We start from the raw sequence: 25,084 nt of genomic DNA, 5'->3' as shown, positions 1-25,084 counted from the left end.
GTTTGTTTTTCGTTATCCGAGACCCCGGTATTTGCCGCGGTGCAGCATGGCGCCGCATAATCCGGCGGTTCCGGCCCAAGCGCCGGTCTCCGTCTACGCCACAGTTTTTGGAGTTCCGCCATGAGCGATGTCGTCATCGTCGGTGCCAAGCGCACCGCCATCGGTTCTTTCCTCGGCCAGTTCACCGGCGTCCCGACCCCGACCCTGGGCAGCGCCGCGATCACCGGTGCGCTCGAGCAGGCCGGCGTCGCCGCCGACCAGGTCGACGAAGTCATCATGGGCTGCGTGCTCCCGGCCGGCCTCGGCCAGGCGCCGGCACGCCAGGCGGCGCTCAACGCCGGCCTGCCGACCTCGGCCGGCTGCACCACGATCAACAAGGTCTGCGGCTCGGGCATGAAGGCGATCATGCTCGCCCACGACCTGATCAAGGCCGGCTCGGCCAAGGTCGTGATCGCCGGCGGCATGGAGTCGATGACCAATGCCCCGCACCTGCTCAACAACTCGCGCACCGGCATCCGCTACGGCAGCACCGAGATGCTTGATCACATGGCCTGGGACGGTCTGACCAACCCGTACGACGGCAAGGCCATGGGCGTGTTCGGCGACGCCGCCTGCGAGAAATACGGCCTGGATCGCGCCGCAATCGACGCGTATTCCGAGGAAAGCGTGAAGCGCGCGCAGGCTGCGCAGAGCACCGGCCACTTCAAGGACGAGATCGTCGCGGTGACCGTCAAGGGCCGCAAGGGCGATGTCGTCGTCGACAGCGACGAAGAGCCGGCCAAGATCGACGTCAGCAAGATTCCCGGCCTGCGCCCGGCCTTCGGCAAGGACGGCGTGCTGACCGCCGCGTCCTCCTCGAAGATCTCCGACGGCGCCGCCGCCGCGCTGCTGATGTCGGCCGACGACGCTGCCGCGCGCGGCCTCAAGCCGCTGGCCCGGATCGTCGCCCACGCCGGCCATGCCCAGGCGCCGGAGTGGTTCACCACGGCACCGGTGAAAGCGATTTCAAACGTGCTCGAAAAGGCCGGCTGGACGGTCGCCGACGTCGACCTGTTCGAGGTCAACGAGGCCTTTTCCTGCGTCGCGATGGCGCCGATGAAGGACCTCGGCATCCCCCACGACAAGATCAACGTCCATGGCGGCGCGGTCGCCCTGGGACACCCGATCGGCGCCAGCGGCGCCCGCCTGGTGGTCACGCTGATCAACGCCTTGCGCCTGCGTGGCGGCAAGCGCGGCGTCGCTTCGCTGTGCATCGGCGGCGGCGAAGCGACCGCAATTGCGATAGAGTTGCTCTAAATAGTTAAAAACGCGTTGCACAAAAAAAACCGGCAAGCCCGCTTGACACACGTCACCGGCTTGTCATCATGTTATCGGCGCGCAACTGCGCGTTGCCTAACTAATCGACGAGGAATCCGAATCATGAATTTCAACAAGGCGCTGATCGCCCTGGCTCTGGGCCTGGCCCTGGCCGCTTGCTCGAACCAGAAGCAGGCCGAAGAAGCTTCCGCCGACGCCGCTGCCGCTTCGACCGAAGCTCAGGCCGCTGCTGACACCGCCGCCGCTGCTGGCGACGCTGCCACCGCCGACGCCGCTGCTGCCAGCGCTGACGCCGCCGCTTCGGCTGCCGACGCTGCTGCTACCTCGGCCGACGCCGCTGCCAACGCTGCGACCCCGGCCGCTGCCGACGCCGCTGCCGACGCCGCCAAGAGCGCTGCCGACGCTGCCGGCGCCGCTGCTGACGCTGCCAAGGACGCTGCTGCTCCGGCAGAAGCTGCCAAGGAAGAAGCCAAGAAGTAATATCGCGCAAGCGATACTGCTTAGTTCCGGCACGAGTCATCGTGCCGAACGGGAAAGCCGCCGGTTTCCGGCGGCTTTTTCCGTAAGGTCAGTGAACGATCTGAGCCGGCTTGCCGGACCGCTGCGCGCACTGGCGTTGCCTGACATCACCGTTCCACGTTTTTTCTCTCAGACAACTCCTCAGGATAGACACTCATGAAGACCCACCTGTACGTCCTCCTCGCCGCTTCCGTCCTGGCCCTGTCGGCTTGCGCCCCGAAGTCCGAAGAAGCCAAGAACGAAGCCGCCGAAGCCTCGGCCGCCGCCAGCCAGGCCGGCGACGCCGCCGCCCAGGCTGCTGACGCCGCCGGCACCGCCGTCGCCGAAGGCGCCGACGCCGCCGCCGCTGCCACCACCGACGCTGCCGCCGCTGCCGGCGCCGCTGTCGACAACGCCGCTGCCGCGACCGCCGATGCCGCTGCCGACGCCGCTGCTGGCGCCGCCGACGCGACCGCCAAGGCTGCCGACGCCACCGCCGACGCCGCTGCCAAGATCTCCGACAAGGCCGACGCCGCAGCCGACAAGGCCAAGGAAGAAGCTGCCAAGCACTAATCCGCTTGCGCTGACGCTGCTTCGAGAGGCCCGCGCAAGCGGGCCTTTCTTTTTGCGCCGAAGGCTGCGCGAAACGCCGGCGCGCGGCGCTTGCCGCATTGCGCAGTACTGCACCGCATCGCCCAAAGTGATTGGCCGCGAACGACGCTTTGTGTTTTCATGCCGCGTCCAAGAACCAGGCCGCCGTGCAATGCCCGCGATCACTTCCCAGCTCGACCCGCGCTCGCAGGATTTCCGGGACAACGTCGCCTACCACCAGGCGCTGGTCGAAGAGCTCGATGCGCGCCTGGCGCGCGCGGCTCACGGCGGCGGCGACAAGGCCCGGGCCAAGCACACCGAGCGCGGCAAGCTGCTCGCACGCGACCGCATCGCCGCCCTGCTCGATCCGGGCTCGCCGTTCCTGGAAATCGCCCCGCTCGCCGCCGAAGGCATGTACGACGACGCCGCGCCCGCCGCGGGCATGGTCGCCGGCATCGGCCGCGTGCAGGGGCTGGAGGTGGTGATCGTCGCCAACGACGCCACGGTCAAGGGCGGCACTTACTTCCCGATGACGGTGAAGAAGCACCTGCGCGCGCAGGAGATCGCCCGCGAGAACCGCCTGCCCTGCATCTACCTGGTCGACTCGGGCGGCGCGTTCCTGCCGCTGCAGGACGAGGTCTTCCCCGACCGCGAGCATTTCGGCCGCATTTTCTACAACCAGGCCCGCCTGAGCGCCGAGAACATCCCGCAGATCGCCGTGGTCATGGGCAGTTGCACCGCTGGCGGCGCCTACGTGCCGGCGATGTGCGACGAAAGCATCATCGTCAAGGAACAGGGCACGATCTTCCTCGGCGGCCCGCCGCTGGTGAAGGCGGCGACCGGCGAAGTGGTCGATGCCGAAGCGCTCGGCGGCGCCGAAGTCCACACCACGGTGTCGGGCGTGGCCGATCATTTCGCCGAGGACGACCGCCACGCGCTGCAGATCGCCCGCGAGATCGTCGGCAACCTCAACCGCCGCAAGACCCTGCCGGTGACCGTGCAAGCCTCGCGCGAGCCGCTGTACGCCGCCCAGGAGCTGTACGGCATCGTCCCCAAGGACACCCGCCGCCCGTTCGACATCCGCGAGGTCATCGCCCGCATCGTCGACGGCAGCGAGCTGCAGGAATTCAAGGCGCGCTACGCCAAGACCCTGATCACCGGTTTCGCCCACGTCCACGGCTATCCGGTCGGCATCGTCGCCAACAACGGCATCCTGTTCGCCGAAAGCGCGCTCAAGGGCGCGCATTTCATCGAGCTGTGCAACCAACGCGGCATCCCGCTGGTGTTCCTGCAGAACATCACCGGCTTCATGGTCGGCAAGAAGTACGAAAACGCCGGCATCGCCAAAGACGGCGCGAAGATGGTCACCGCGGTGGCGTGCTCGCACGTGCCCAAGTTCACCGTGGTCATCGGCGGCAGCTTCGGCGCCGGCAACTACGCCATGTGCGGCAGGGCTTATGGGGCAAGATTCCTGTGGATGTGGCCGAACGCGCGCATCAGCGTGATGGGCGGCGAACAGGCCGCCTCGGTGTTGGCGACCGTGCGCCGCGACGGCATCGAAGCCGCCGGCAAGGTGTGGACGCCGGACGAAGAGGAAGCCTTCAAGGCGCCGATCCGCGACCAGTACGAAAGCCAGGGCAACCCCTACTACGCCAGCGCGCGGCTGTGGGACGACGGCATCATCGATCCCGCCGACACCCGCCGGGTGCTGGGACTGGCGCTGTCGGCCAGCCTCAACGCGCCGATCGAGGACCGCACCCGCTTCGGCGTGTTCCGCATGTAATCCCGCTGCAAAGGACTGCTAGGCATGATCGTCGGCATCGACCTCGGCACCACCCATTCGCTGATCGGCGTCTACGGGCCCGACGGCCCCCGTCTGATCGCGAACGCATTGGGCTCGCTGCTGACCCCCTCGGTGGTCAGCGTCGGCGACCACAACGAGGTCATCGTCGGCCGCGCCGCGCGCGAACGCCTGGTCTCGCACCCGCAGCGCAGCGTCGCCGCATTCAAGCGCTGGATGGGCACCGACCGCGTCACCGCGCTCGGCAAGCACCGCTTCCGCCCAGAAGAATTGTCGGCGCTGATCCTGAAGTCGCTGATCGCCGATGCCGAGGCCGACCTCGGCCATCGCGTGGAAGAGGCGGTGATCAGCGTCCCGGCCTATTTTTCCGACAGCCAGCGCAAGGCCACGCGCATCGCCGGCGAACTGGCCGGGATCAAGGTCGAACGCCTGATCAACGAACCCACCGCGGCGGCCCTGGCCTACGGCCTGCAGCAGCGCGACGGCGGCGGTCGTTATCTGGTGTTCGACCTCGGCGGCGGCACCTTCGACGTCTCGATCCTGGAGCTGTTCGACGGGATCATGGAAGTGCATGCCAGCGCCGGCGACAACTTCCTCGGCGGCGAAGACTTCTCCCAGGCCCTGCTCGACGCCTTCCTCAGCGAACACGGCCTGGCCGCGAGCCAGTTGGCGCTGACCGAGCTGGCGATCCTCGAACGCCGCATCGAAGCGCTCAAGCACGAGCTGGCCCGCGGCAGCGAAGTCGCATTCGAACTGAGCCTGGCCGGCCAGCCGCGCGCCTGGCGCGTCGACGAGGCCGCCTTCGCGCGGATCTGCGAGCCCTTGGTGCAGCGCCTGCGCGCGCCGCTGGAACGGGCGATGCGCGACGCCAAGCTCAGCCCCGGCCAGCTCGACGAGATCGTCCTGGTCGGCGGCGCCTCGCGCATGCCGCTGAGCGCGCGCCTGGTCTCGCGCATGTTCGGCCGCTTGCCGCTGCGCCACGTCAACCCGGACGAAGCCATCGGCCTGGGTGCCTGTGTCGCCGCCGGCATGAAGGCGCGCGACGAATCGCTCGAGGAAATCATCCTCACCGACGTGTGCCCGCATACGCTCGGCGTCAGCACCAGCCGCGAAACCCACGGCCGCTACACCACCGGCATCTTCTCGCCGATCATCCACCGCAACAGCACCGTGCCGGTGAGCCGGGTGGAGCGCTATTTCCCGACCTACGACGAGCAACGCGCAGTCGAGATCGAGATCTACCAGGGCGAGAGCCCGCGGGTCGAGCACAACGTCCGCCTCGGCATGGTCTCGATCGAGCTGCCGCCCAAGCGCCGCGACGAGAACCCGATCGACGTGCGCTTCACCTACGACATCAACGGCCTGTTGCAGGTCGAGGCGGTGGCCCTGTCGACCGGGCTCAAGCGCGAAGTGGTGCTGGAAAAGAACCCCGGCGTGCTCAGCCAGGACGAGATCCGCGAGCGCCTGGCGGCGTTGGCGGCGATCAAGGTGCACCCGCGCGAGCAACAGGAGAACATCGCCCTGATCGCGCGCGCCGAACGCCTGTACGAAGAACTGCTGTGGGCGCGCGAACAATTGCAGGATGCGCTGGTGCAGTTCCGCGGTGCGCTCGACATGCAGGATCCCGAGCTCATCGCCCATCACCGGGCCGAGTTCGCGCGCTACCTCGACGCGGTCGAAGCCCAGTCCTGAGCATGACGCCGTTCGCCCGCCTGGGTTTGAGCCACGACGCGGACGAAAGCCAGGTCAAGCGCGCGTACGCGCGCGAACTGCGCAAGACCCGGCCGGACGAAGATCCGGTCGCGTTCCAACGTTTGCACGAGGCCTATGCGCAGTGCCTGGAGTGGGCACGCCGGCCGCGGGCCGAGGCGGCGACCGCGGTGTTCGAGGATCTCGACGAACTGCTCGGCGACGACGCCCTGCCCTCGCTGCGCGTGCGTGCCGACGATGCCGCGACGGCGATGCCCGTCTTCGATGGCACGACCGTTACCGGCAGGGCCTTCGACCGTACGCCCTTCGACAGCGCGACCTTCGACAGCGGTGCCTTCCTCGACCGCCTGCTGCGGATCGCGCGCGAGAACACTTCGCAGGAACTCCAGCGCTGGCTGCGCGAGCACCCGGACCTGTATTCGGTCGAACGCAAACAGGCGCTCGCTCCGCTCCTGATCGCGCGCCTGCAAGACGAACCCTCGCTGTACATCGCCCAGCTCGACATCGTGCTGGCGTTCTTCGATCTCGACACCGTGCATCCGCGTACCGCCTCGCTGCAGCCCGCGGTCGCCGACCTGCGCGCTTATTCGCAGGCGCGCGGCGCGGATTTTCGCGGGTTGCAGTTCGACCCCGACCCTCGTCCCGGCAAGCGCGGCCGGCACCCGCTCGCTCTGTCGCCAAGCGTGTTGTTCTTCCTGTTGATGCTGCTCGCAGCGATCGCGCGCGTGATCAAGGCGGCGAATAGCGCATGAATCCGTTCGAGCGCCTCGGCCTCGCCGCCACCGCCGACGAGCGCGAGATCAAGCGCGCCTATGCGCGCGAGCTGCGCCGCACCCGTCCGGACGAGGACCCGGTCGGGTTCCAGGACTTGCACGATGCCTACCAGCACTGCCTGGCCTATGCCGAGCATCGGCGCTGCGTCGGCGAGGACGAAGACGACTCCGGGTTCGAGCCGGAACACGAACACGACGAGAGCGGCCAGGCCGATGCGTTGCAAGCCCACCCGGCCGACGCGGAAACCTACGCGCCAAGTTCATCCCTGGAAGAGCGCCCGCCGTCGTCGCCCGACGACGACGGCGCCCGCGAACACGAGGCCTTCGACGGCCGCGCCTTCCTCGACGAGTTGCTGGAACGCGCGAGCAGCCAAAGTCCGGCCGCATTGGAGCGCTGGCTATCGGAACTCGAGCCGCTGTATTCGCTCGACCTCAAACACGCCCTGCGCGCGCCGGTGGCGCATGCGCTGGCCGTGACCGACCCGCCGCTGTCGTCCGAATCGGTGCGGACGATCGCCGTCTTCTTCGCCCTCGACAGCGTCGGCCCACAGGACGACTGGCTGCAGGAACGAGTGCACCAAGCGCGGCGCCGCGCCGAGGCCGCCGACGAGTTCGAGCAGACCGTCGCGCTGATGCAGTCGCCGCGGGTCCGGCCGGTGGATCGCATGTTGATGCGCGAACTGCTCGGCCCCTTCGTACCTTGGCGCCGGGTATTGATCGCGCTGGTCGCGATGTTGCCGACGCGCTTGATGAGCCTGTGGTCGAGCCTGCAACAGATCGACCCGCAACTGGCGGCGGCGCGGCTCGACCCGGACAGCATCGACTTCTGGGTTCGGGCGACCGACCGTCAACGCATCGATGTACGGCGCGCGCTGCTCGCGGCGGCGCGCATCGTGCTGTATCCGCTGTTGCTGCTCGGCTTCTTCGCCGCCTTCGGCCCGCGCAATTCCCTGCTCGGGGATCTGCCGAGAGTCTGGTTCATCGGCGGCGCGGCCTGGTTGCTGCTCGCCTGCCTGCGCATGTTGCTGCCGCTGTTGCCCAAGGACGGCGATCCCGGTGTGCTGTCCTATCGCGACCGTCCCTTGATGTCGGTCACTGCGCTCGGCATCGTCGCCATGTTCCTGGCGCCGCTCACGACCGACCTGACCGCTTTGTGCCTCGTCGGCATGGCCGCGATCTGGATGATCGCGCGCGGCGTCGGCCGCATCTATCGCACGGTCTGGGCCGTGTTCGCCGGGCTCGTCGTCGCGGTATGCCTGCCGGACTGTTTCGCGATCCTGTTCGGCACGCCGGCCGAACAACTGCGCAGGCCGCCGGACGCATGGCTGCCGTTGTACCTGCTCGCCGGCGTAGCGACGCCGATCCTGCAGGACCTGCACTACGCGAGCCTGCATCGCACCGACCTGCGGACGGCGCGCGAGCAAGCGAGCTGGCTGCGCCCTTTGCTGGCGGTCGCCGCGCTGCTGCTGATCGTGTGGGGCGTATTGTCGGCTTGAGCGCCACCGCTGGCCTGTTCATCGGCCTGAAAGATTTCTGAACTATTTTTGCCATCGGGGATACCGCCCCGTTTCGCTGAATGCGCGCGCTTCCGAGTCGTTTCGCATTTGCGCGAACGCTTGCGAAAACTGAATCCGAGTCGCGGTTTCCTGCAACTCCGATTGGTGAGATTCATCACAGTGGGTGCGTCGTATCAGCGTGTTAGGCTCCGAAGTTCACGCGTGTCATCACCTGATCCCCCGACCTGAGGAACACCGCGTCATGGCCATCTTCAATCAGCCTGCTCCGCCCAAGCGCGACAATCCGGTACCGCCGTTGCAGCCGGAAACCGCGCTCAAGAAAGAACCCGACGCGGCCACCGAATTCTCGTTTGGACAAGCTTCGCCCACGCCCGCTCCCTACGCGGCCGCACCGACGCCGGCGCCCGCTCCGGCCCCGCGCGCGGTCGAACGCGAAACGGTCAAGGAATCGCTGATCGCCTCCGACCTGTCGATCGAAGGCAAGATCCAGGGCTCCGGCCACATCCGCATCGCCGGCCGCTTCAAGGGCGACGTCCAGGTCGACGGCGACCTGACCGTCGAACTCGGCGCCAAGCTCAACGGCGGCGTGCGCGCTCGCAAGGTCGTGATCGCCGGCGAGCTCGAAGGCAACATCGAATCGGCGCAGCGCGTCGAACTGCTCGACAGCGGCGCGATGATCGGCGACGTCAAGGCGGCGGTGATGACGGTCGCGGCCGGTTCGCGCATGCGCGGCCAGGTCGAGTTCGGCTGGGACGACAAGGACGCCGCCAAGCCCGCCCCGCGCAACGAAAGCGGGCGCAACGAAGGCGGCAAGAGCGACAAGAACGGCGCCGCCAAGACGGAGACCGGCGCCGACTCATGAGCGCCGTCCGCCAGGGCCTGCCCGGGGCGACGCGCATTTGTCCGCATTGCAAGGCGACGATCCTCGAAAGCGCGAGCGTCTGTCCGGCGTGCCGGCACCACTTGCGCTTCGATTCGGACGCATCGCAACAGACAGCGGCGAGATTCTCGCCGCTGCATGTCGAGGGCACGATTCGGCATCCGCCGAGCGACGGCGCGTGGGAGTACTCCATGGTGCTGTCGATCCGCAACGACCGCGGCGAAGAGATCACTCGCCAGGTCGTCGGCGTCGGCGCCCTGCTCCCCGGCGAGGAACGTACTTTCACCCTGGCGGTCGAAGCGTTCGAAGCGGTCGGCTATAAGGCCGCGAACAAAGGGCGCCTGCGACGCTGAGGCGTCTGCGCGTCGGTAACAGGAAAGGACCCCTTTCGATGTCGCAACCCGCTTCGCTGTACGCGAGATTCACGCTGAGCCACGAGCAGTACGAAGCTTTCATGAATTCCACGCCGGCGCGCCCGGTATCGTTCGACGATTGGCAGTCCTGGTTCGACCGTCACGCCGTCCGCGGGATCGGCAAGGCCGCGGCCGAAATGCTCGCCGACCTGGATGCGCCGACGGTGGCCGACCTGATCAAGGCCTGGCGCCAGGACGAATGGACCGGCACGCCGCCGGTCGAGTACGACGAGATCAACCGCACCCTGCACATCGCGATGCTGCGGGTGTCGGAAAACCTCACCGAGCGGCTGCGCATCCTCAGCCCCTTGCGCGCCGCCGGCGCCTTCAACGAGCCGGCGGCCAACGACTTCATCGCGATCTTCGACTTCCTGCGCGACGACGGCAGCGTTGCCGCCTACGTGCAACTGCACGAGGGCAAGAGCCGCTTCGGCAGCGAACTCGCCCCGGCCCACCGCAAGGAAGCCGAGACCTATCTGCAGGAAGTGCAGGCTTACCTGCGCAGCCGCAGCAATTGATGGCCGCACGCCTCCAGCCCGAACGACGTCATGCACGAGTGCTCGCTGACGCCGGCGATCGATTTCACCCAGTCGATGAAGGACGTGGCACAGCCGGAGATCAACGTCTCCTACAAGTTCGGCGCCGACGGCAAGCACCCGCCGCAGGTGCAGGAAGTCGCTCAGGCGCAGGGACAACAGCAGCAACAACAGCAGGCCGCGTCCGGACAGGAACCGCCGCAGTTGCCGCGTTCGAAACGCTGAGCGGCCTGGGGTTCCCATCGGCGTAAACAACGAAGCCCCGCTCATGGCGGGGCTTCGTTGCGTTTGATGCCAGCGGATACTGCGGGCTCAGTCCGACGGCCCGCAGTTGTCGCAACCGGCGCAATTCGGCCCGGCCGCGCGCGGCGCCGGCGCGATCGCCTTGCCGATCCGGCGCAGCCACGGCGGCCGGCCGTCGCGCACCAGCGGCAAGGCGCAGGCCACGCGCAGGCGGCGCACGCCGCCGGGGAACTGTTTGCGCGCAACGACCACGGCGCTGGCGAGCACCGCAATCGCGATCACCACATACTGCGCGAACAGCCCGGCGTCCATGGCTCAGCCCGCTCCCAAGGCGACGGCGACCTGATAGGTCAACAACGAGGCCAGGTAGGCCAGCGCGAACAGATAGCCGGCGCTGATCGCCACCTGCTTCCACGAATTGGTCTCGCGGCGGATCGTCGCCAGGGTCGACAGGCACTGCGGTGCGTAGATGAACCACACCAGCAAGGACAAGGCGGTCGCCAACGACCAGGTGTCGGTGATGATCGGGCTCAGCGCCTGCGCCGCGGCTTCGTCGTCGGCCGCCGACAAGGCGTACACCGTCGCCAGCGAGGCCACCGCGACTTCGCGCGCGGCCATGCCCGGGATCAGAGCGATGCAGATCTGCCAGTTGAAACCGATCGGCGCGAACACCGCGGTCATGGCGTGGCCGATGCGGCCGGCGAAGCTGTAGTCGATGGCCGGCATGGTCGCGCCCTCGGGCGCGCCCGGGAACGACAGCAGGAACCACAGCAGGATGGTCAGCGACAGAATGATGCCGCCGACCCGGCGCAGGAAGATCCAGGCGCGCTCCCACAGGCCGATCAACAGATCGCGCGGATGCGGTATGCGGTACGAGGGCAGCTCCAGCAACAAGGCGTGTTCGCTCTTGTCGCGGCGCCACTTCTTCATCACCCACGACACCATCAGCGCGCTGAGGATGCCGGCCATGTACAGGCCGAACAGCACCAGCCCCTGCAGGTTCAACATGCCCCAGACCTCGCGCTGCGGAATGAACGCACCGATCAGCAAGGCGTACACCGGCAGGCGCGCCGAACAGGTCATCAAGGGCGCGACCAGGATCGTCGCCAGGCGGTCTCGCGGGTCCTGGATCGACCGCGTCGCCATGATCCCGGGGATGGCGCAGGCGAAGCTCGACAACAAGGGGATGAACGAGCGCCCGGACAGACCGGCGCTGGCCATCATGCGGTCGAGCAGGAACGCCGCGCGCGGCAGATAGCCCGACTCCTCCAGCGCCAGGATGAAGGCGAACAGGATCAGGATCTGCGGCAGGAACACGATCACCCCGCCGAGGCCGGCGATGATGCCCTCGACCAACAGGCTGCGCAGCGGCCCTTCCGGCAGGGCCGCCTTGACCCATTCGCCGACCCAGGCGGTGACCGCCTCGATGCCGTCCATCAACGGCGTCGCCCAGGCGTACACCGCCTGGAAGATCAGGAACATCACCACCGCCAGGGTCAGCAAGCCCAGCACCGGATGCAACAGCCAGCGGTCGAGCACGTCGTCGACCTTGGCGGTGCGGGTGGGCATGGTCACCGTCAAGGCGAGCAGACGGCGGGTTTCGGCATGCAGGTCGGCGCCTTCGCCGAGGCGCACGCGCGGCTCGTGCGGTTCGCGCGGCTCGACCGCGATGCGATCGAGCATGGCGACCAGCGCATGGGCGCCGTCGCGCTTGACCGCGACCGTCGGCACCACCGGCACGCCGAGCTCGCGCTCGAGCGCGGCCAGGTCGATCTCGATGCCGCGGCGCTTGGCCGCGTCCATCATGTTGATCGCCACCACCATCGGCCGGCCGAGTTCGCGCAGCTCCAGGGCGAAACGCAGGTGCAGGCGCAGGTTGGTGGCATCGACCACGCACAGCAGCACGTCGGGCGCGCGCTCGCCGGGATAGAAGCCGCGCACCAGGTCGCGGGTGACCGCTTCGTCCAGGCTCGCCGCCTGCAGGCTGTAGGCACCAGGCAGATCGAGCACGGCGTAGGTGCGGCCCGAAGGCGCACGCAGCCGGCCTTCCTTGCGCTCGACGGTGACACCGGCGTAGTTGGCGACTTTCTGGCGGCTGCCGGTCAGCAGGTTGAACAGCGCGGTCTTGCCGCAGTTCGGGTTGCCGACCAGGGCCACGCGCAGGGGTTCGGCGACGGCGGCGGTCATGAGCGCGGCTCCGCGTCCAGCAACTTCACCTGCACGCGCGCGGCCTCGCTGCGGCGCAGGGCGAAGCGCGTATAGCCGACCTGGACCAGCAAGGGCTCGGCCGAGAGCGGACCGGCGGCCACTACTTCGACCCGCTCGCCGCTGACGAAACCGAGTTCGCGCAGGCGTCTTGCGATGGTGTCGTTGGCAATCTGGTCATCGACGGACTCGACCGTGGCCGCGGTGCGGCGCGGCAGTTCGGACAGCTTCAAAGGGTGGCTTCCACGAACGGTGGCGTCCCAAATGGGAATTGTTCTCATTCTATCACCGCCGACCGTACAGGAGCGGACGCGGCAAGCTGAACGGTATCATTCGCCAACTCCTACAAACTCCTCATCCCCCATGTCGCATCCGCTGCTGAGCCTGCGCGAGGGCCCCGTCGCCCGCCTGCGCCTGAATCGTCCGGAGTTGCACAACGCCTTCGACGCCATCCTGATCGCGGCGCTGACCGGTGCGTTGGAAGCCGTCGCCGGCGACGACGAGGTGCGCGTGGTGGTGATCGAGGGCGAAGGCGCTTCGTTCTCGGCCGGCGCCGATCTCAACTGGATGCGCGGCATGGCCGCGGCCAGCGAAGCGGCCAACCGCGAGGATGCCCTGGCCCTGGCGCGCTTGATGCGCACCCTCAACGAATTGCCCAAGCCGACCATCGCCCGGGTCCATGGCGCCGCCTTCGGTGGCGGCGTCGGCCTGGTCGCCTGCTGCGACATCGCCCTCGCCGCCCCGGCGGCCAAGTTCGGCCTGACCGAAAGCAAGCTGGGCCTGCTGCCGGCGGTGATCTCGCCGTACGTGATCGAGGCGATCGGCGCGCGCGAGTCGCGGCGCTGGTTCGCGACCGCGGAAATCTTCGACGCCGCCACCGCCCTGCGCATCGGCCTGCTCCACGAGGTGGTCGCCGAGGACGCCCTCGACGCCGCGGTCGCGCAGCAGATCGCGCTGTTGCTCAAGGCCGGCCCGCACGCCGCCGCCCAGGCCAAGACCCTGGTCCGCCGCGTCGCCGGCGAACGCGACGGCGCCCGCCTGGACGCCGACAATGCCGCGCTCATCGCGGCGCTGCGCGTATCGTCCGAGGGCCAGGAAGGTCTGTCGGCCTTCCTCGACAAGCGCAAAGCCCACTGGTGCCCGTAAAGGCCCGTGCGCCAAGGAGCGTCCCATGCTCGACCATCTCGGTTTGTCCGCCGCCGACCACCTGCGCAGCCGCGATTTCTATTTGCGCGCGCTGGCTCCGCTGGGCTACGGCCTGGTAACGACGATCGGCAAGGAAATCACCGGCGGCGACGAGGTCTTCGGTTTCGGCCCGCCGCAGCGTCCCGCGTTCTGGATCAGCAAGGGCCGCAAGCCCTCCGGCGATACCCACGTGGCCTTCAGCGCCGGCAGCCGCGCCCAGGTCGACGCCTTCCACGCCGAGGCCCTGGCCGCCGGCGCCACCGACAACGGCGCACCGGGCGTGCGTCCGCATTACCACCCCGACTACTACGGCGCCTACGTGATCGACCCCGACGGCAACAACGTCGAGGCCGTGTGCCACGCACCGGCCGCCTGATGGCGACCGCGCAGCACCGCATCGCGGTATTGCGACGGCGTGCCGCGAGCGGCGCCGTGGCACAGATATCCCAACCGCCCCACCGCGCCGATGCTTAGGCGAAAATACGCAGACCGCGCGCGACCCGTTCGCAGCGCGGCCTCCTTCCACCCTGCGCTGCGGCGCCCGATCGGCGTGCTCCTTCATGTTTGAAAAAATCCTGATCGCCAACCGCGGCGAGATCGCCTGTCGCGTCATCCGCACTTGCCGCACCCTCGGCATCCGCACCGTCGCGGTGTATTCCGAGGCCGACGCAGACGCCCAACACGTGCGCCAGGCCGACGAGGCCTATCCGATCGGCGGCCCGCGCCCGGCCGACAGCTATCTGCGCGGCGACGCGATCATCGAGGTGGCGCTGCGCTGCGGCGCCCAGGCGATCCACCCCGGCTACGGCTTCCTCAGCGAGAACGCCGACTTCGCCGACGCGGTCGAGGCCGCGGGCATCGCCTTCATCGGCCCCAAGGCCGCCTCGATGCGCAAGATGGGCAGCAAGGCCGGCGCCAAGGAACTGATGCAGGCCGCCGGCGTGCCGGTGGTGCCGGGTTATACCGGCGAGAACCAGGACCCGGCGCTGCTGCACGGCGAAGCCGACCGCATCGGCTATCCGCTGATGATCAAGGCCGCGCACGGCGGCGGCGGCAAGGGCATGCGCATCGTGCGCGACAGCGAAGAATTCCTCGCCCTGCTGGAAAGCTGCCAGCGCGAGGCGCGCAACGCCTTCGGCCGCGACCGCGTGCTGCTCGAACGCTATGTCGAACGCCCGCGCCACATCGAGATCCAGATCTTCGGCGACCGCCACGGCCAGGTGATCCACCTCAACGAGCGCGAGTGCTCGGCCCAGCGCCGCTACCAGAAGGTGCTGGAAGAATCGCCGTCGCCGTTCCTCAGCGCCGAACTGCGCGCGACGATGGGCGCGGCGGCGGTGTTGGCCGGGCAAGCGATCGACTACGTCAACGCCGGCACCGTCGAGTTCATCGTCGGACAGGACGGCGGTTTCTATTTCATGGAAATCAACACCCGCCTGCAGGTCGAGCATCCGGTCACCGAGCTCGTCACCGGCCTGGACCTGGTCGAGTGGCAGTTGCGCGTCGCCGCCGGCGAAGCCCTGCCGCGCGCGCAGGACAGCATCGGCCAGCACGGCCACGCGATCGAAGTGCGTTTGTATGCCGAAGACCCCGAAGCCGGCTTCCTGCCGGGCTCGGGCAAGCTGGAGCGCTTGCGCCTGCCGTCCGCCGACGCCCATGTGCGCCTGGATTCGGGCGTGATCGAAGGCGACACGGTGACGATCTTCTACGACCCGATGATCGCCAAGCTGATCGTGTTCGACCAGGACCGTCCGCGCGCGCTGGCGCGCCTGCGCGGCGCGCTCGCCCAATGCGAGATCGCCGGGCCGAAGTCGAACATCGAATTTCTCGAACGCCTCGTCCGCCATCCCGCGGTAGTCGAGGGCCGTATCGACACCGGTTATCTGGATCGTCATCTCGAGGAATTCATGCCCTCGGCGCAGGTCGACGCCGCCGGCGACCGCGACCTGCTGATCGGCGCGACCGTGGTCCAGCTGCTGGCGCAGGAACGCCGCAGCCGCGATAACGCCGCCGCCTCCAACGACCCGGATTCGCCGTGGGCGATCGCCGATGGCTGGCGCCTCGGCCACGGCGGCCGCCGCCCGGATTCGCCGTGGGCGATCGCCGATGGCTGGCGCCTCGGCCACGGCGGCCGCCGCAGCCTGGCCTTCGTCCAGCGCGACGAGCGCCTGGAGTTGCAGGCGCACGGCAGCGGCGGCGATTACCGCATCGAGATTCCCGCGCTCGCCGACGTTCAACACCAGGTCCAGGGTGCGCGCCTCGACGGCGCCGAACTGAGCCTGCGCATCGACGGCCGCGCCCGTCGCCTGACCGCGTTTGGCGACGGCCTGACCGAGAACGGCGGCCGCGTGGTCATGCACGACGGCCAGCGCCGCCTGCGCCTGGAATCGGTGCCCATGTACCGCCACGAACACAGCGCCGCGTCCGGTTCCGGCAACAACGTCACCGCGCCGATGCCCGGCCGCGTGGTCGTGGTCAAGCTCGCCGCCGGCGATGCGGTCGAGGCCGGCCAGGAAGTGATGGTGATCGAAGCGATGAAGATGGAGCTGAGCCTGAAGGCGCCGCGCGCCGGCATCCTCGCCGAAGTGCGCGCAGTGGCCGGCGATTTCGTCGAAGCCGACGCCGTGCTGGCGACGCTGGAAACGGCCTGAGGCTACGCGGCGGGGACTTTGCGCTGCGGCTGGAGTTGCAAGAGCAAATCCCCCCTGCCCCCCTTTTTCAAAGGGGGGGAGCAGCACGGCATAACGGGACTGCGCGACAGCCGAAGAATGGCGGATCGACGGGAAATTGCCCCCTTTGCAAAGGGGGCGGCGCGCAACGCAAGTCCGATGCCGCTGTGAACCCCATCGCGCGGGGGATTTGCTTTGCGCTCCGGGACACTTCGGTCGGGACGTGCGGAGCAAATCCCCCTACCCCCTTTTCCAAAGGGGGAATACCACGGGATAGCGGGAGTAGCAGGCGCGTAGTGGGGGGACGGCACGGGCATAGAGGCGCAGCCCGCGGCCGCAACCGGAAAACCGCGGTTGCAATAGCGCAACCCGGGCTCCCGCTTGAGCTTTGCCGCTTTCCGGGCTCATGATGCCTTTCGCAGCGGAGCTCTCACGCCCGATCATTCGGTCCTACCGCCATACCCAACGGCCCTCGATGAAAGCGCCCCCGCCCGATCACGCCCCGCCCTCGTCCGCGGCCATGCCGCGCCGGCGCGGCGCGCTGCTCGGCGCCCTGGCGGTATCCCTGGGCCTGCTGGGCGGCTGCGTCGCCTTCGAGCGCTCGCCGGTGACAGAACGCAGCTGCGACCCGGAGCTGCCCGGCGAGTGGAACCTGCGCGCCGACGGCATCGCCAAACGCATCCGTATCGACGCGCGCTGCCATACCGAAGACTGGCCCGGCCTGCGCGAGCAACCGGTCGCACTCGACCTGACCGGTTTCAAAGTCGGACGCGACCGCTACATCGTCCTGACTCCCGCCGATGCCGAGCGTGCGATCGGGGCCGAGCAGAAGCAACTCAGCAAGACCGCGCCGGCCGGCGCCGTATTCCTGGTCCTGTACCGCATCGAAGGCGACCAAGCCAATGCCTGGTTGCCCGACTCGCAACGCGCGCTTACGGCGATCGCCGCCGGCAGCCTGCGCGGGCGCAAACTCGAAGACCGCTTCGCCCTGGTCGAGGGCACGTCGCAACAACTGCGCGACACCCTCGAAGAGCACGCCGGTCTGCTCTACGACACCGACAAGAAAGCCATGGTGCTGCAACGCGCCACCGCCAAGGACACACGATGACCCAGCCCGCTTCCGTACGTATCGTCGAAGTCGGTCCGCGCGACGGACTGCAGAACGAGAAGACGCAGATCGCCACCGCCGACAAGATCGCCCTGATCGATCGCCTGTCGGCGACCGGCCTGCGCAGCATCGAAGCGACCAGTTTCGTCAGCCCGAAATGGGTGCCGCAGCTCGCCGACGCCGCCGAGGTCTTCGCCGGCATCCATCGCAAGCCCGGCGTGCATTACCCGGTGCTGGTGCCGAACGAACAAGGCTACGAACGCGCACGCGCGGTCGGCGTGGAAGAGATCGCGGTGTTCACCGCGGCCTCGGAAGCGTTCAACCGCACCAACATCAACGCCAGCATCGACGAGTCGCTGGCCCGCTTCGAACCGGTGATGGCGCGCGCCAAGGCCGACGGCGTCGCGGTGCGCGGCTATGTCTCGACCGTGCTCGGCTGCCCCTACCAGGGCGCGGTGCCGGTCGCCGATGTGGTGCGCGTGGCGCGCGCGCTGCATGCGATGGGCTGCTACGAGGTTTCCCTCGGCGACACCATCGGCGTGGGCACGCCGGGCAAGGCGCGAGCGATGTTCAAGGCGGTAGCCTCGGAAGTGCCGACCGCGGCCTTAGCCGTGCATTTCCACGACACCTACGGCCAGGCCCTGTCGAACATCCTGGCCTGCCTGGAAGAAGGCGTGGCCGTGGTCGACTCGGCGGTCTCCGGCACCGGCGGCTGCCCCTACGCCAAGGGCGCCAGCGGCAACGTCGCCAGCGAAGACGTGGTCTACATGCTGCACGGGCTCGGCATCGAGACCGGCGTCGATCTCGACGCGCTGGCCGAGACCGGACGCTGGCTGGCCGGCCTGCTCGGCCGCGAAACCGGCAGCAAGGTCGGCAAGGCCCTCGCCGCGTGAAGCCCGGCGCGCCCGCGGACACTCCGCTGCCATCGGCGCAAGCCTCGGTGGCGGATACGCTGGCGGCGCTCGAACGCGCACTGGACGACCCCGCCCTCGATCCGGGCTTGCGCCGCGTGCTCAACGATGCCGCCGAGGCCTTGCGCCGTGGCGGCAACGGCAGCGGACACGAAGCCGCCGGAGCCGATCACGCCTGCCTGTATCGTGCCGCCTTCGATGCGATTCCCGACCTGGTCACCGTGCTCGACGAAGAAGGCACCGTGGTCGAGATCAACCGCCACGGCACCCAGGAGCACCGGCGCATCCGCGACGAGATCCTCGGCCAGCCGATCCACATCCTCAATCCGGAACTGCCGCGCGATCATTTGATCCCGGTGTGGGAAACGCTGAACCGCGGCCAGAGCTACATCATCGAAGTCACCAACAAGCGCGGCGACGGCACGCGCTTTCCGGTCGAAGTGCATTCGGCCGGCTTCCTCCATCAGGGCCAGCGCCGCATCATCGCCATCGCCCGCGACCTCAGCAATCGCCAGGAAGCCGAGCTGCGTTTCCGCGAGTTGGTCGAACTGATCGATCGCGGCGTGATCGTGCAGGACGACAACCTGCGCATCGTCTATGCCAACAGCGCGGCGATGCGCCTGCTGTCGTTGCACAGCGGCGAAAGCATCGCCGACGAACTGCGTTCCGGGCAGTGGATGGTGATCGACGAGCGCGGCCACGAACTCAGCCGGGACCAGTATCCGTCCACGGTCGCCCTGTCGACCGGCCGCATCGTCGAAAGCACCGTGCTCGGTCTGTACCACCGCGACCGCCGCGAGCTGATCTGGCTGTCGGTGACCGCGGTGCCGCGCTTCCCGGCCGGCGGCGACCGCCCGCACCAGGTATTCGCGCTGTTCTCCAACGTCACCGCGCTCAAGCGCGACAGCGCCCTGTTCGACCGCGCCCAGGCGCTGGCGCACATCGGCGGCTGGGAATGGGACTCAGGCCGCGACCGTCTGTACCTGACCGACGAAGCCACTCATATCCTCGGTTACGACACGCCGCTGATTTCGATAGAGGAACTGCTCAACTGCCTGCGCCCGCTCGATCGCCACCGCCTGCGCAACGGGCTCGAACGCAGCCTCGGCAACGGCCGCGGCCTGGACCTGGAAGTGCAAGGCCTGCGCCCGGACGGCAGCAGCTTCTGGGTGCGCGTCATCGGCGACGCCGGCACCGGCGAGCCGATCGGCCAGGTCATCACCGGCACCCTGCAGGACATCACCGAGCGCAAGCTCGAAGAGGAACACCTGCGGGTACAGGCGCGCAGCGATCCGCTGACCGGCCTGCTCAACCGCGACGCCGTGCAGGCCGAACTCGAACAACGCCTCGATACTTTCCCGCAATCGCCCATCGCCGTGCTCTACATCGATCTCGACCGCTTCAAGGTCGTCAACGACGTGCTCGGCCATGCCGCCGGCGACCGCCTGCTGGCATCGGCGGCGCGGCGCATCCGCCAGGCCGTAGGCGAACGCGCGCAGATCGCCCGCTTCGGCGGCGACGAATTCCTGGTGGTCTGCTCGCTCGACGGCGAGCCGCAGCGCGCCGAACGCATCGCCGATTCCATTCTGGAAACCTTCGGCGATAGCTTCCGCGTCGACGGCGAGGAGTTCAGCATCACCGCGAGCATCGGCATCGCCCAGTCGCCGCTCGACGGCCGCACCGCCCAGCAGCTGATCCAGAGCGCCGACGTCGCCATGTACGACAGCAAGCGCCGCGGCCGCAACAGCTGGCAGGCGTTCACGCCCGAACTGGCCGAACAGCAACTGCATCGCCTGCAACTGGAAACCCATCTGCGGCGCGCGGTGCACAACGACGAACTGCACCTGGTCTATCAACCGCAGGTCGATCTCAGCGACGGCAGCGTGATCGCAGTCGAGGCCCTGATCCGCTGGCGCAACCGCTCGCTCGGCGAGATGCGCCCGGACCGTTTCATCGGCCACGCCGAAACCACCGGCGACATCGTCGGCATCGGCGGCTGGGTCCTGCACGAGGCCTGCCGGCAGTTGCGCGAGTGGCGCGACCAGGGCCTGCGCATCGAGCGGGTCGCGGTCAACGTGTCCTATCGCCAGTTCCTCGGCGACGACCTCGCCAACAGCGTCACCGAGGCCTTGTCCGAGTACGGCCTGTCCGGCAGCGCCCTGGAACTGGAATTCACCGAGCGCGTGTTGATCGAGGACGCCCCCGACACCGTGCGCACCTTCGCCCGCCTGCGCGAACTCGGCGTAAGCCTGTCGATCGACGATTTCGGCGAAGGCTACAGCGCCCTCAACTACCTGCGCCGGCTGCCGATCCACGGCCTCAAACTGAGCCAGTTGTTCGTCCAGGGCGTGCCCGACAACCAGTCCGACGTCGCCGTCTGCCAGGCCGTCACCGGCATCGCCCGCAGCCTCGGCCTCGGCCTGGTCGCCGAAGGCATCGAAACCGAACGCCAGCGCGCCTTCCTGCGCGAACTCGGGGTCGCCATCGGCCAAGGCTTCCTGTTCGCGCCGGGGCTGGCCCCGAACGACCTACGCGACTACTGCCTCGGCCGGATGCGGGGTTGAGGCGCGGCCTCCCCTCAGCTCAAGGCGGCCCTTGCACCGAGTCGGCCTCGTCGACGGGGTCGTAGATGTCCAGGATCAGCTCGATGCCTCGCTGGCCCAGCGCTAGCAACGCCTTCGGGGACAGGCCCAGACCGTCGTTGCCGCTGCGCATGAAAAGGCCGCAGAAAAGATCGGGTTCGTAGCGCGCCAGCGATTGCCAGATGCTCGGGTCGGCGGACAATTGATCGAGAATTTCGAACACCTGCGCTTCCAGATCCTCCGGCTCCCGGTTCGTCGCTCTCAATCTCCAACTGCCGGTCTTAGCGATCCGGGTGGCGCCATCGCCGCCTATTCCAACCGTTTCGCCCTTGCTTACCGCTGCACTCGGCTGCGCCCCCAGCAATGCGCTGATAGCGTCCGGAACGAGATCGTCACCGAACAGGCGCAGTGTCGCGAATGAATGATCCAAAGCGCCCATCGACTGTCCTTATCTTCATATGTCAGAGCATCCGAGGCAGTGAGCGATCGGTTACCAACGGCTATACGGGCGAACGCTGTCGTCGCGGCTATTCAACGAGCCAGCCTTGCTCGTCGAGCAACGCCATGATTTCCGGCAGGGTGTATTTTTGCCAGGGAATCGTACCTTCAGCATCGTGCGAACGACGATACTCGCAGCTATCGAAAGCGTGATAAATCCGGAGCACCAGACCTTGTATGTCCTGCCAGACGTAAGCGGCCAGATCGTTGATGGCGCAGTCGGCGTCGGCATAGGACAGCTCGCCCATGGCGAACTCGCAGGCGACGAAGCGCGCGAACCGGTGCTGAAACTGTTCGGGCGGAAGACCGTACCGCGTGCAGAACTCGGATACGACCGCCGGGGTCAGCGCGTTATAGGGGGCACGGGCGACGCTTAGCGCTACCAGGACGCTCAAACCTTCTTGCATGAAACAGGCCTCTGCTCTGCTGTGGGCGGGAGCCGGATGGCCTGGCCGGCACGGCGGACGGAGCCGACATGCTGCCATACCAGGATTTCCGCGGCCTACCCAACCTGTATCTGCGACAGAACCAGAATGATTCGCCAAGCAGACAAGGCCCAGCGGCCGCGCGCATAAACGCAATCGCAGCGGCAATACGGACACGGGGCGTTCGGAGGCGCACGCCAGGCGGTTCCCTGCGCCCTCGGCCAGCCTCAACATCTTCGCAAGCGCCCCGACCTGAGCGAGGATGTAGCCCGATCCCTTCGAAGAGTTCCGCCCGCATGACCTTGCCGCCCGGTGTCGTAGTGCGTCCGATCCTGCCCCGCGACGATGCCGCGCTGGCGGCCATCGCCCGGCAGGTGCAGGCGGAATTCGGCGCCGGCTCGGTCAGCGACCCGGAAGTGGATGCCATGCAGCGCTTCTACAGCCGGCCGCGCAGCGCGTATTTCGTGGTCGAACGCGACGGCAAGCTCGGCGGCGGCGCCGGCATCGCGCCCTTACTCGGCGGCGACGACGGCACCTGCGAGCTGCGCAAGTTCTACCTGCTGCCGTCGGTGCGCGGGCTGGGCCTGGGCCAGGCGCTGCTGGACAAATGCCTGCTGACGGCGCGCGGCTACGGCTTCGGCCAGTGCTATGCCGAGATGCTGGACCGGATGAGCGAGGCCCAGCGCTTGCTGCAGGGCAACAGTTTCCAGCTGCTGGAGGCGCCGATGGGCTACGGGGAACTGCCCGGCAGCCACACCTGGTATCTGCGCTCGGTTTAGATTTGCAAGGCGTGGCGGGCCCGACCGGGCCACAGGGACTGCAGCACCCTGCCCCGACGCCGGCCCGGCGGGTCCTTTAGAATGGCGCCCTTTCCGCCTTCAGGACCGCTCATGCAACTCGACAACGTCCGCGCCGTGATCACCGGCGGCGTTTCCGGCCTCGGCCTGGCCGTGGCCCAGCACCTGGTCGCCCGCGGCGGCAAGGTCGCCCTGTTCGACGTCAACGACGACAAGGGCGCGCTGGCCGTCGCCGAACTGGGCGCCGACAAGGCCCGCTATTTCCGCACCGACGTCACCGACGAAGCCGGCGTGGCCGCCAACCTCGGCACCGCCAAGGAGTTCCTCGGCGGTTTGAACGCGACGATCAACTGCGCCGGCATCCTCGGCGCCGGCCGCGTGCTCGGCAAGGACGCGCCGATGGCGCTGTCGCAGTTCCAGACCACGGTCATGGTCAACCTGGTCGGCAGCTTCAACGTCGCCAAGGCCGCGGCCAACCTGATGCAGCACAACGAAGCCGGCGAAGACGGCGAGCGCGGCGTGATCGTCAACACCGCCTCGGTGGCCGCCTACGAGGGCCAGATCGGCCAGGCCGCGTACTCGGCCTCGAAGGCCGGCGTGGTCGGCATGACCCTGCCGATGGCGCGCGAATTTTCGCGCTTCGGCATCCGCGTGATGACGGTCGCCCCGGGCATCTTCTGGACCCCGATGGTCGACGGCATGCCGGACTCGGTGCAGCAGTCGCTGAGCGCTTCGATCCCCTTCCCCTCGCGCCTCGGCCGGCCGGAGGAGTTCGCCGACCTGGTCGCCTACATCCTCGGCAACCGTTACCTCAACGGCGAGACCATCCGCCTCGACGGCGCGACGCGGTTGGCGCCGAAGTAAAGCCGGGAATCGGGAATGGAGAATCGGGAATCGCAAAGCGGCTCCCTCTCTAGTTCCCGTTCGCTGGCTTCTGCTCTCACGATTCTCTATTCCCCATTCCCCATTCCCCATTCCCGGCCCCAAACCATGAAAGCCTACGACGTCAAGAAAGGTAACGTAATCGAGCACAACAACACCGTGTACCAGGTGCGCGACATCGAACGCAGCTCGCCGCAGGGTCGCGGCGGCAACGTCAAGTTCCGCTTCACCATGTACTCGGTTCCGGGCGGCACCAAGTTCGACCTGAGCGTCGGCGGCGACGACGAGCTCAAGGAAGTCGAACTGACCCGCCGCCAGGTCACCTATTCGTACAAGGACGGCGACGCGTTCGTGTTCCTCGACGACGAGGACTACACGCCGTATACGCTCGATGCCGATGTGGTCGGCGACGACGCCGGCTACATCGTCGACGATCTCAGCGGCTGCTACGTGCAGATCATCGACGACCAGCCGGTGGCGCTGCAGCTGCCGGCCAGCGTCGCCCTGGAAGTGGTCGAGACCCCGCCGGAACTCAAGGGCGGCACCGCGACCAAGCGTCCGAAGCCGGCCAAGTTGCAGACCGGTATCGAGATCATGGTTCCGGAATACATCGGCAACGGCGAGCGCGTGCTGGTCAACACGGCCACAGGCGAATTCGCCGGCCGCGCCGACTGATCGTGGCGCAAGGTTCCGACTATCGTTTCGCAGCGGCGACCGACGCGGACTTTCCGCGTCTGTTGCCGGTGCTGCGCGAGTTCTACGAAGTCGAGCACCTGCCCTGGGACGAGGCCGCCCTGCGTCGCGCACTCGCGACGTTGGTGGCCGACGCCACTGCCGGCCGCCTGCGTTTGATCGAACGCGACGGCGAGATCGCCGGCTATTTCGTCCTCGGTTTCTGTTTCAGCCTGGAATTCGGCGGCCGCTACGGCCTGCTCGACGAATTGTTCGTGTTGCCCGCGCATCGCGGCGGCGGCCTCGCCAAGCGGGCGTTGGCCGAGATTGAAGCGCTATGCCGGGCCGAGGGCCTGGAGGCCTTGCGGCTCGAGGTCAACGACGACAACGCCCATGCGCGCGGCATTTACGAACGCGCGGGCTATACGGCGCATCCGCGCCGGCTGATGACCAAGTGGTTGCGAGATTGAGCAGCGTCCGTCCCGCTCCGGGTAGGAGCGGCGCGAGCCGCGACCGCGAAACCACGGCTACGACGAAACCCTCTGCGCAACGTGGGTCGCGACTTGCGTCGCTCCTACCCCTGGTGCATCGGCTCTTGTAGGAGCGGCGTGAGCCGCGACCTCGAAATCACGGGCTACGACGAAACCCTCCGCGCAACGTGGGTCGCGACTCACGTCGCTCCTACAGAAGACCGCCAGCGCCGCGTAGGAGCGGTGTGACCCGCGAAAACGAAAGCAAGCTCTCCACGAATCTTTCGATCGGGTGATCGCGACTTGCATCGCTGCTATCCCTGGCGCGTCGGCCGCTTGCATCACCCCGAGAAAACGCCTCAAAACGCTGCAATTTTGCGCATATGCATCCCGGCATGAGC

At 67.9% G+C, this 25,084-nt stretch carries 26 protein-coding genes; 21 read left to right on the top strand and 5 right to left on the bottom strand.

All coding sequences use genetic code 11. The features are described from left to right. Positions 1–120: 120 nt before the first annotated feature. The 11 genes from EX88_RS0117895 (at position 121) to EX88_RS0117845 (ending at position 10,261) form a co-directional block, all read left to right on the top strand. Positions 121–1,296: a thiolase family protein gene (locus EX88_RS0117895; RefSeq protein ID WP_031373362.1), complete on the top strand. Its 1,176-nt coding sequence runs from the start codon at positions 121–123 to the stop codon at positions 1,294–1,296. Between the two features lie 123 nt (positions 1,297–1,419). Further along, positions 1,420–1,797 (top strand): hypothetical protein, encoded by a 378-nt coding sequence (locus EX88_RS26590; RefSeq protein ID WP_031373361.1) that lies wholly within the window; start codon positions 1,420–1,422, stop codon positions 1,795–1,797. A gap of 195 nt (positions 1,798–1,992) precedes the next feature. Continuing rightward, on the top strand, positions 1,993–2,388 hold the full coding sequence (locus EX88_RS0117885; protein ID WP_031373360.1) for a hypothetical protein: 396 nt from the start codon (positions 1,993–1,995) through the stop codon (positions 2,386–2,388). A gap of 190 nt (positions 2,389–2,578) precedes the next feature. Next, entirely contained in the window at positions 2,579–4,189 is a 1,611-nt protein-coding gene (locus EX88_RS0117880) for a carboxyl transferase domain-containing protein (RefSeq protein WP_031373359.1), read from the top strand. 24 nt (positions 4,190–4,213) lie between these two features. Further along, positions 4,214–5,899: a molecular chaperone HscC gene (locus EX88_RS0117875; protein ID WP_031373358.1), complete on the top strand. Its 1,686-nt coding sequence runs from the start codon at positions 4,214–4,216 to the stop codon at positions 5,897–5,899. 2 nt (positions 5,900–5,901) lie between these two features. Continuing rightward, the gene (locus EX88_RS27175) at positions 5,902–6,669 is read left to right on the top strand and encodes a J domain-containing protein (protein ID WP_031373357.1); all 768 of its coding nucleotides are present in this window, start codon (positions 5,902–5,904) and stop codon (positions 6,667–6,669) included. After that, the gene (locus tag EX88_RS0117865) at positions 6,666–8,186 is read left to right on the top strand and encodes a hypothetical protein (RefSeq protein WP_031373356.1); all 1,521 of its coding nucleotides are present in this window, start codon (positions 6,666–6,668) and stop codon (positions 8,184–8,186) included. Before EX88_RS27175 ends, EX88_RS0117865 begins: the two co-directional genes overlap by 4 nt. Positions 8,187–8,448: 262 nt before the next feature. Then, positions 8,449–9,069, top strand: coding sequence for a bactofilin family protein (locus tag EX88_RS0117860; RefSeq protein ID WP_051885265.1), 621 nt, complete (start codon positions 8,449–8,451; stop codon positions 9,067–9,069). Further along, positions 9,066–9,440, top strand: a complete 375-nt coding sequence (locus tag EX88_RS0117855; RefSeq protein WP_031373354.1) for a hypothetical protein — start codon at positions 9,066–9,068, stop codon at positions 9,438–9,440. Before EX88_RS0117860 ends, EX88_RS0117855 begins: the two co-directional genes overlap by 4 nt. Before the next feature lie 38 nt (positions 9,441–9,478). Then, on the top strand, positions 9,479–10,018 hold the full coding sequence (locus EX88_RS0117850) for a hypothetical protein (protein ID WP_031373353.1): 540 nt from the start codon (positions 9,479–9,481) through the stop codon (positions 10,016–10,018). Positions 10,019–10,048: 30 nt separating this feature from the next. Beyond that, positions 10,049–10,261: a hypothetical protein gene (locus tag EX88_RS0117845; protein WP_031373352.1), complete on the top strand. Its 213-nt coding sequence runs from the start codon at positions 10,049–10,051 to the stop codon at positions 10,259–10,261. A gap of 87 nt (positions 10,262–10,348) precedes the next feature. On the opposite strand, the gene EX88_RS0117840 is transcribed toward EX88_RS0117845, so the two are convergent. From EX88_RS0117840 to EX88_RS0117830, 3 genes are read right to left on the bottom strand one after another with little or no spacing between them, the layout of a single operon-like run. After that, the gene (locus EX88_RS0117840; protein ID WP_031373351.1) at positions 10,349–10,591 is read right to left on the bottom strand and encodes a DUF6587 family protein; all 243 of its coding nucleotides are present in this window, start codon (positions 10,589–10,591) and stop codon (positions 10,349–10,351) included. Positions 10,592–10,594: 3 nt separating this feature from the next. After that, positions 10,595–12,466 (bottom strand): ferrous iron transporter B, encoded by a 1,872-nt coding sequence (feoB, locus tag EX88_RS0117835; RefSeq protein ID WP_031373350.1) that lies wholly within the window; start codon positions 12,464–12,466, stop codon positions 10,595–10,597. Next, positions 12,463–12,717, bottom strand: coding sequence for a FeoA family protein (locus EX88_RS0117830; RefSeq protein ID WP_031373349.1), 255 nt, complete (start codon positions 12,715–12,717; stop codon positions 12,463–12,465). The genes feoB and EX88_RS0117830 overlap by 4 nt, the downstream gene beginning before the upstream one ends. A 130-nt stretch (positions 12,718–12,847) precedes the next feature. Between EX88_RS0117830 and EX88_RS0117825 the strand changes: the two genes are divergently transcribed. From EX88_RS0117825 to EX88_RS23945, 6 genes are all read left to right on the top strand, one after another. After that, positions 12,848–13,630, top strand: coding sequence for an enoyl-CoA hydratase-related protein (locus EX88_RS0117825; protein ID WP_031373348.1), 783 nt, complete (start codon positions 12,848–12,850; stop codon positions 13,628–13,630). A gap of 25 nt (positions 13,631–13,655) precedes the next feature. Further along, positions 13,656–14,045 carry a VOC family protein gene (locus EX88_RS0117820; RefSeq protein WP_031373347.1) on the top strand — a complete coding sequence of 130 codons (390 nt, stop codon included), beginning with the start codon at positions 13,656–13,658 and terminating at the stop codon, positions 14,043–14,045. A 184-nt stretch (positions 14,046–14,229) separates the two neighbouring features. Next, entirely contained in the window at positions 14,230–16,320 is a 2,091-nt protein-coding gene (locus EX88_RS0117815; protein WP_031373346.1) for an acetyl/propionyl/methylcrotonyl-CoA carboxylase subunit alpha, read from the top strand. A gap of 493 nt (positions 16,321–16,813) precedes the next feature. Continuing rightward, positions 16,814–17,446 carry a hypothetical protein gene (locus EX88_RS0117810; protein ID WP_031373345.1) on the top strand — a complete coding sequence of 211 codons (633 nt, stop codon included), beginning with the start codon at positions 16,814–16,816 and terminating at the stop codon, positions 17,444–17,446. After that, positions 17,443–18,339, top strand: coding sequence for a hydroxymethylglutaryl-CoA lyase (locus EX88_RS0117805; RefSeq protein WP_031373344.1), 897 nt, complete (start codon positions 17,443–17,445; stop codon positions 18,337–18,339). Before EX88_RS0117810 ends, EX88_RS0117805 begins: the two co-directional genes overlap by 4 nt. Positions 18,340–18,386: 47 nt before the next feature. Beyond that, entirely contained in the window at positions 18,387–20,921 is a 2,535-nt protein-coding gene (locus EX88_RS23945; RefSeq protein ID WP_051885264.1) for a sensor domain-containing protein, read from the top strand. Positions 20,922–20,940: 19 nt separating this feature from the next. Here the strand turns inward: EX88_RS23945 and EX88_RS0117795 are convergent, their stop codons facing one another. Together EX88_RS0117795 and EX88_RS0117790 are read right to left on the bottom strand one after the other, a co-directional pair. Continuing rightward, positions 20,941–21,378 carry a DUF4279 domain-containing protein gene (locus EX88_RS0117795; RefSeq protein ID WP_031373342.1) on the bottom strand — a complete coding sequence of 146 codons (438 nt, stop codon included), beginning with the start codon at positions 21,376–21,378 and terminating at the stop codon, positions 20,941–20,943. Between the two features lie 88 nt (positions 21,379–21,466). Then, positions 21,467–21,844 (bottom strand): hypothetical protein, encoded by a 378-nt coding sequence (locus tag EX88_RS0117790; protein WP_031373341.1) that lies wholly within the window; start codon positions 21,842–21,844, stop codon positions 21,467–21,469. 314 nt (positions 21,845–22,158) lie between these two features. On the opposite strand from EX88_RS0117790, the gene EX88_RS0117785 reads away from it, so the two are divergent. The 4 genes from EX88_RS0117785 (at position 22,159) to EX88_RS0117770 (ending at position 24,683) form a co-directional block, all read left to right on the top strand. Continuing rightward, entirely contained in the window at positions 22,159–22,641 is a 483-nt protein-coding gene (locus EX88_RS0117785; protein ID WP_031373340.1) for a GNAT family N-acetyltransferase, read from the top strand. Positions 22,642–22,752: 111 nt separating this feature from the next. Further along, the gene (locus tag EX88_RS0117780; protein WP_031373339.1) at positions 22,753–23,523 is read left to right on the top strand and encodes an SDR family NAD(P)-dependent oxidoreductase; all 771 of its coding nucleotides are present in this window, start codon (positions 22,753–22,755) and stop codon (positions 23,521–23,523) included. A 126-nt stretch (positions 23,524–23,649) separates the two neighbouring features. Then, positions 23,650–24,216, top strand: a complete 567-nt coding sequence (gene yeiP, locus EX88_RS0117775; protein ID WP_031373338.1) for an elongation factor P-like protein YeiP — start codon at positions 23,650–23,652, stop codon at positions 24,214–24,216. A gap of 2 nt (positions 24,217–24,218) precedes the next feature. Beyond that, the gene (locus EX88_RS0117770) at positions 24,219–24,683 is read left to right on the top strand and encodes a GNAT family N-acetyltransferase (protein ID WP_031373337.1); all 465 of its coding nucleotides are present in this window, start codon (positions 24,219–24,221) and stop codon (positions 24,681–24,683) included. The last annotated feature ends 401 nt before the right edge of the window (positions 24,684–25,084 follow it).

This window comes from Lysobacter antibioticus, from assembly GCF_000731095.1.
Taxonomy (GTDB): domain Bacteria; phylum Pseudomonadota; class Gammaproteobacteria; order Xanthomonadales; family Xanthomonadaceae; genus Lysobacter; species Lysobacter antibioticus_B.
The sequence above is the reverse complement of the archived record's forward strand: the minus strand, read 5'-3'. Positions and strand labels throughout refer to the sequence as shown.

What these genes read in the sequence shown, in the direction of transcription:
- EX88_RS0117895 (WP_031373362.1), top strand. Translation starts at nt 121, where the DNA reads ATGAGCGATGTCGTCATCGTCGGTGCCAAGCGCACCGCCATCGGTTCT.
- EX88_RS26590 (WP_031373361.1), top strand. Translation starts at nt 1,420, where the DNA reads ATGAATTTCAACAAGGCGCTGATCGCCCTGGCTCTGGGCCTGGCCCTG.
- EX88_RS0117885 (WP_031373360.1), top strand. Translation starts at nt 1,993, where the DNA reads ATGAAGACCCACCTGTACGTCCTCCTCGCCGCTTCCGTCCTGGCCCTG.
- EX88_RS0117880 (WP_031373359.1), top strand. Translation starts at nt 2,579, where the DNA reads ATGCCCGCGATCACTTCCCAGCTCGACCCGCGCTCGCAGGATTTCCGG.
- EX88_RS0117875 (WP_031373358.1), top strand. Translation starts at nt 4,214, where the DNA reads ATGATCGTCGGCATCGACCTCGGCACCACCCATTCGCTGATCGGCGTC.
- EX88_RS27175 (WP_031373357.1), top strand. Translation starts at nt 5,902, where the DNA reads ATGACGCCGTTCGCCCGCCTGGGTTTGAGCCACGACGCGGACGAAAGC.
- EX88_RS0117865 (WP_031373356.1), top strand. Translation starts at nt 6,666, where the DNA reads ATGAATCCGTTCGAGCGCCTCGGCCTCGCCGCCACCGCCGACGAGCGC.
- EX88_RS0117860 (WP_051885265.1), top strand. Translation starts at nt 8,449, where the DNA reads ATGGCCATCTTCAATCAGCCTGCTCCGCCCAAGCGCGACAATCCGGTA.
- EX88_RS0117855 (WP_031373354.1), top strand. Translation starts at nt 9,066, where the DNA reads ATGAGCGCCGTCCGCCAGGGCCTGCCCGGGGCGACGCGCATTTGTCCG.
- EX88_RS0117850 (WP_031373353.1), top strand. Translation starts at nt 9,479, where the DNA reads ATGTCGCAACCCGCTTCGCTGTACGCGAGATTCACGCTGAGCCACGAG.
- EX88_RS0117845 (WP_031373352.1), top strand. Translation starts at nt 10,049, where the DNA reads ATGCACGAGTGCTCGCTGACGCCGGCGATCGATTTCACCCAGTCGATG.
- EX88_RS0117840 (WP_031373351.1), bottom strand. Translation starts at nt 10,591, where the DNA reads ATGGACGCCGGGCTGTTCGCGCAGTATGTGGTGATCGCGATTGCGGTG.
- feoB (WP_031373350.1), bottom strand. Translation starts at nt 12,466, where the DNA reads ATGACCGCCGCCGTCGCCGAACCCCTGCGCGTGGCCCTGGTCGGCAAC.
- EX88_RS0117825 (WP_031373348.1), top strand. Translation starts at nt 12,848, where the DNA reads ATGTCGCATCCGCTGCTGAGCCTGCGCGAGGGCCCCGTCGCCCGCCTG.
- EX88_RS0117820 (WP_031373347.1), top strand. Translation starts at nt 13,656, where the DNA reads ATGCTCGACCATCTCGGTTTGTCCGCCGCCGACCACCTGCGCAGCCGC.
- EX88_RS0117815 (WP_031373346.1), top strand. Translation starts at nt 14,230, where the DNA reads ATGTTTGAAAAAATCCTGATCGCCAACCGCGGCGAGATCGCCTGTCGC.
- EX88_RS0117810 (WP_031373345.1), top strand. Translation starts at nt 16,814, where the DNA reads ATGAAAGCGCCCCCGCCCGATCACGCCCCGCCCTCGTCCGCGGCCATG.
- EX88_RS0117805 (WP_031373344.1), top strand. Translation starts at nt 17,443, where the DNA reads ATGACCCAGCCCGCTTCCGTACGTATCGTCGAAGTCGGTCCGCGCGAC.
- EX88_RS0117795 (WP_031373342.1), bottom strand. Translation starts at nt 21,378, where the DNA reads ATGGGCGCTTTGGATCATTCATTCGCGACACTGCGCCTGTTCGGTGAC.
- EX88_RS0117790 (WP_031373341.1), bottom strand. Translation starts at nt 21,844, where the DNA reads ATGCAAGAAGGTTTGAGCGTCCTGGTAGCGCTAAGCGTCGCCCGTGCC.
- EX88_RS0117785 (WP_031373340.1), top strand. Translation starts at nt 22,159, where the DNA reads ATGACCTTGCCGCCCGGTGTCGTAGTGCGTCCGATCCTGCCCCGCGAC.
- EX88_RS0117780 (WP_031373339.1), top strand. Translation starts at nt 22,753, where the DNA reads ATGCAACTCGACAACGTCCGCGCCGTGATCACCGGCGGCGTTTCCGGC.
- yeiP (WP_031373338.1), top strand. Translation starts at nt 23,650, where the DNA reads ATGAAAGCCTACGACGTCAAGAAAGGTAACGTAATCGAGCACAACAAC.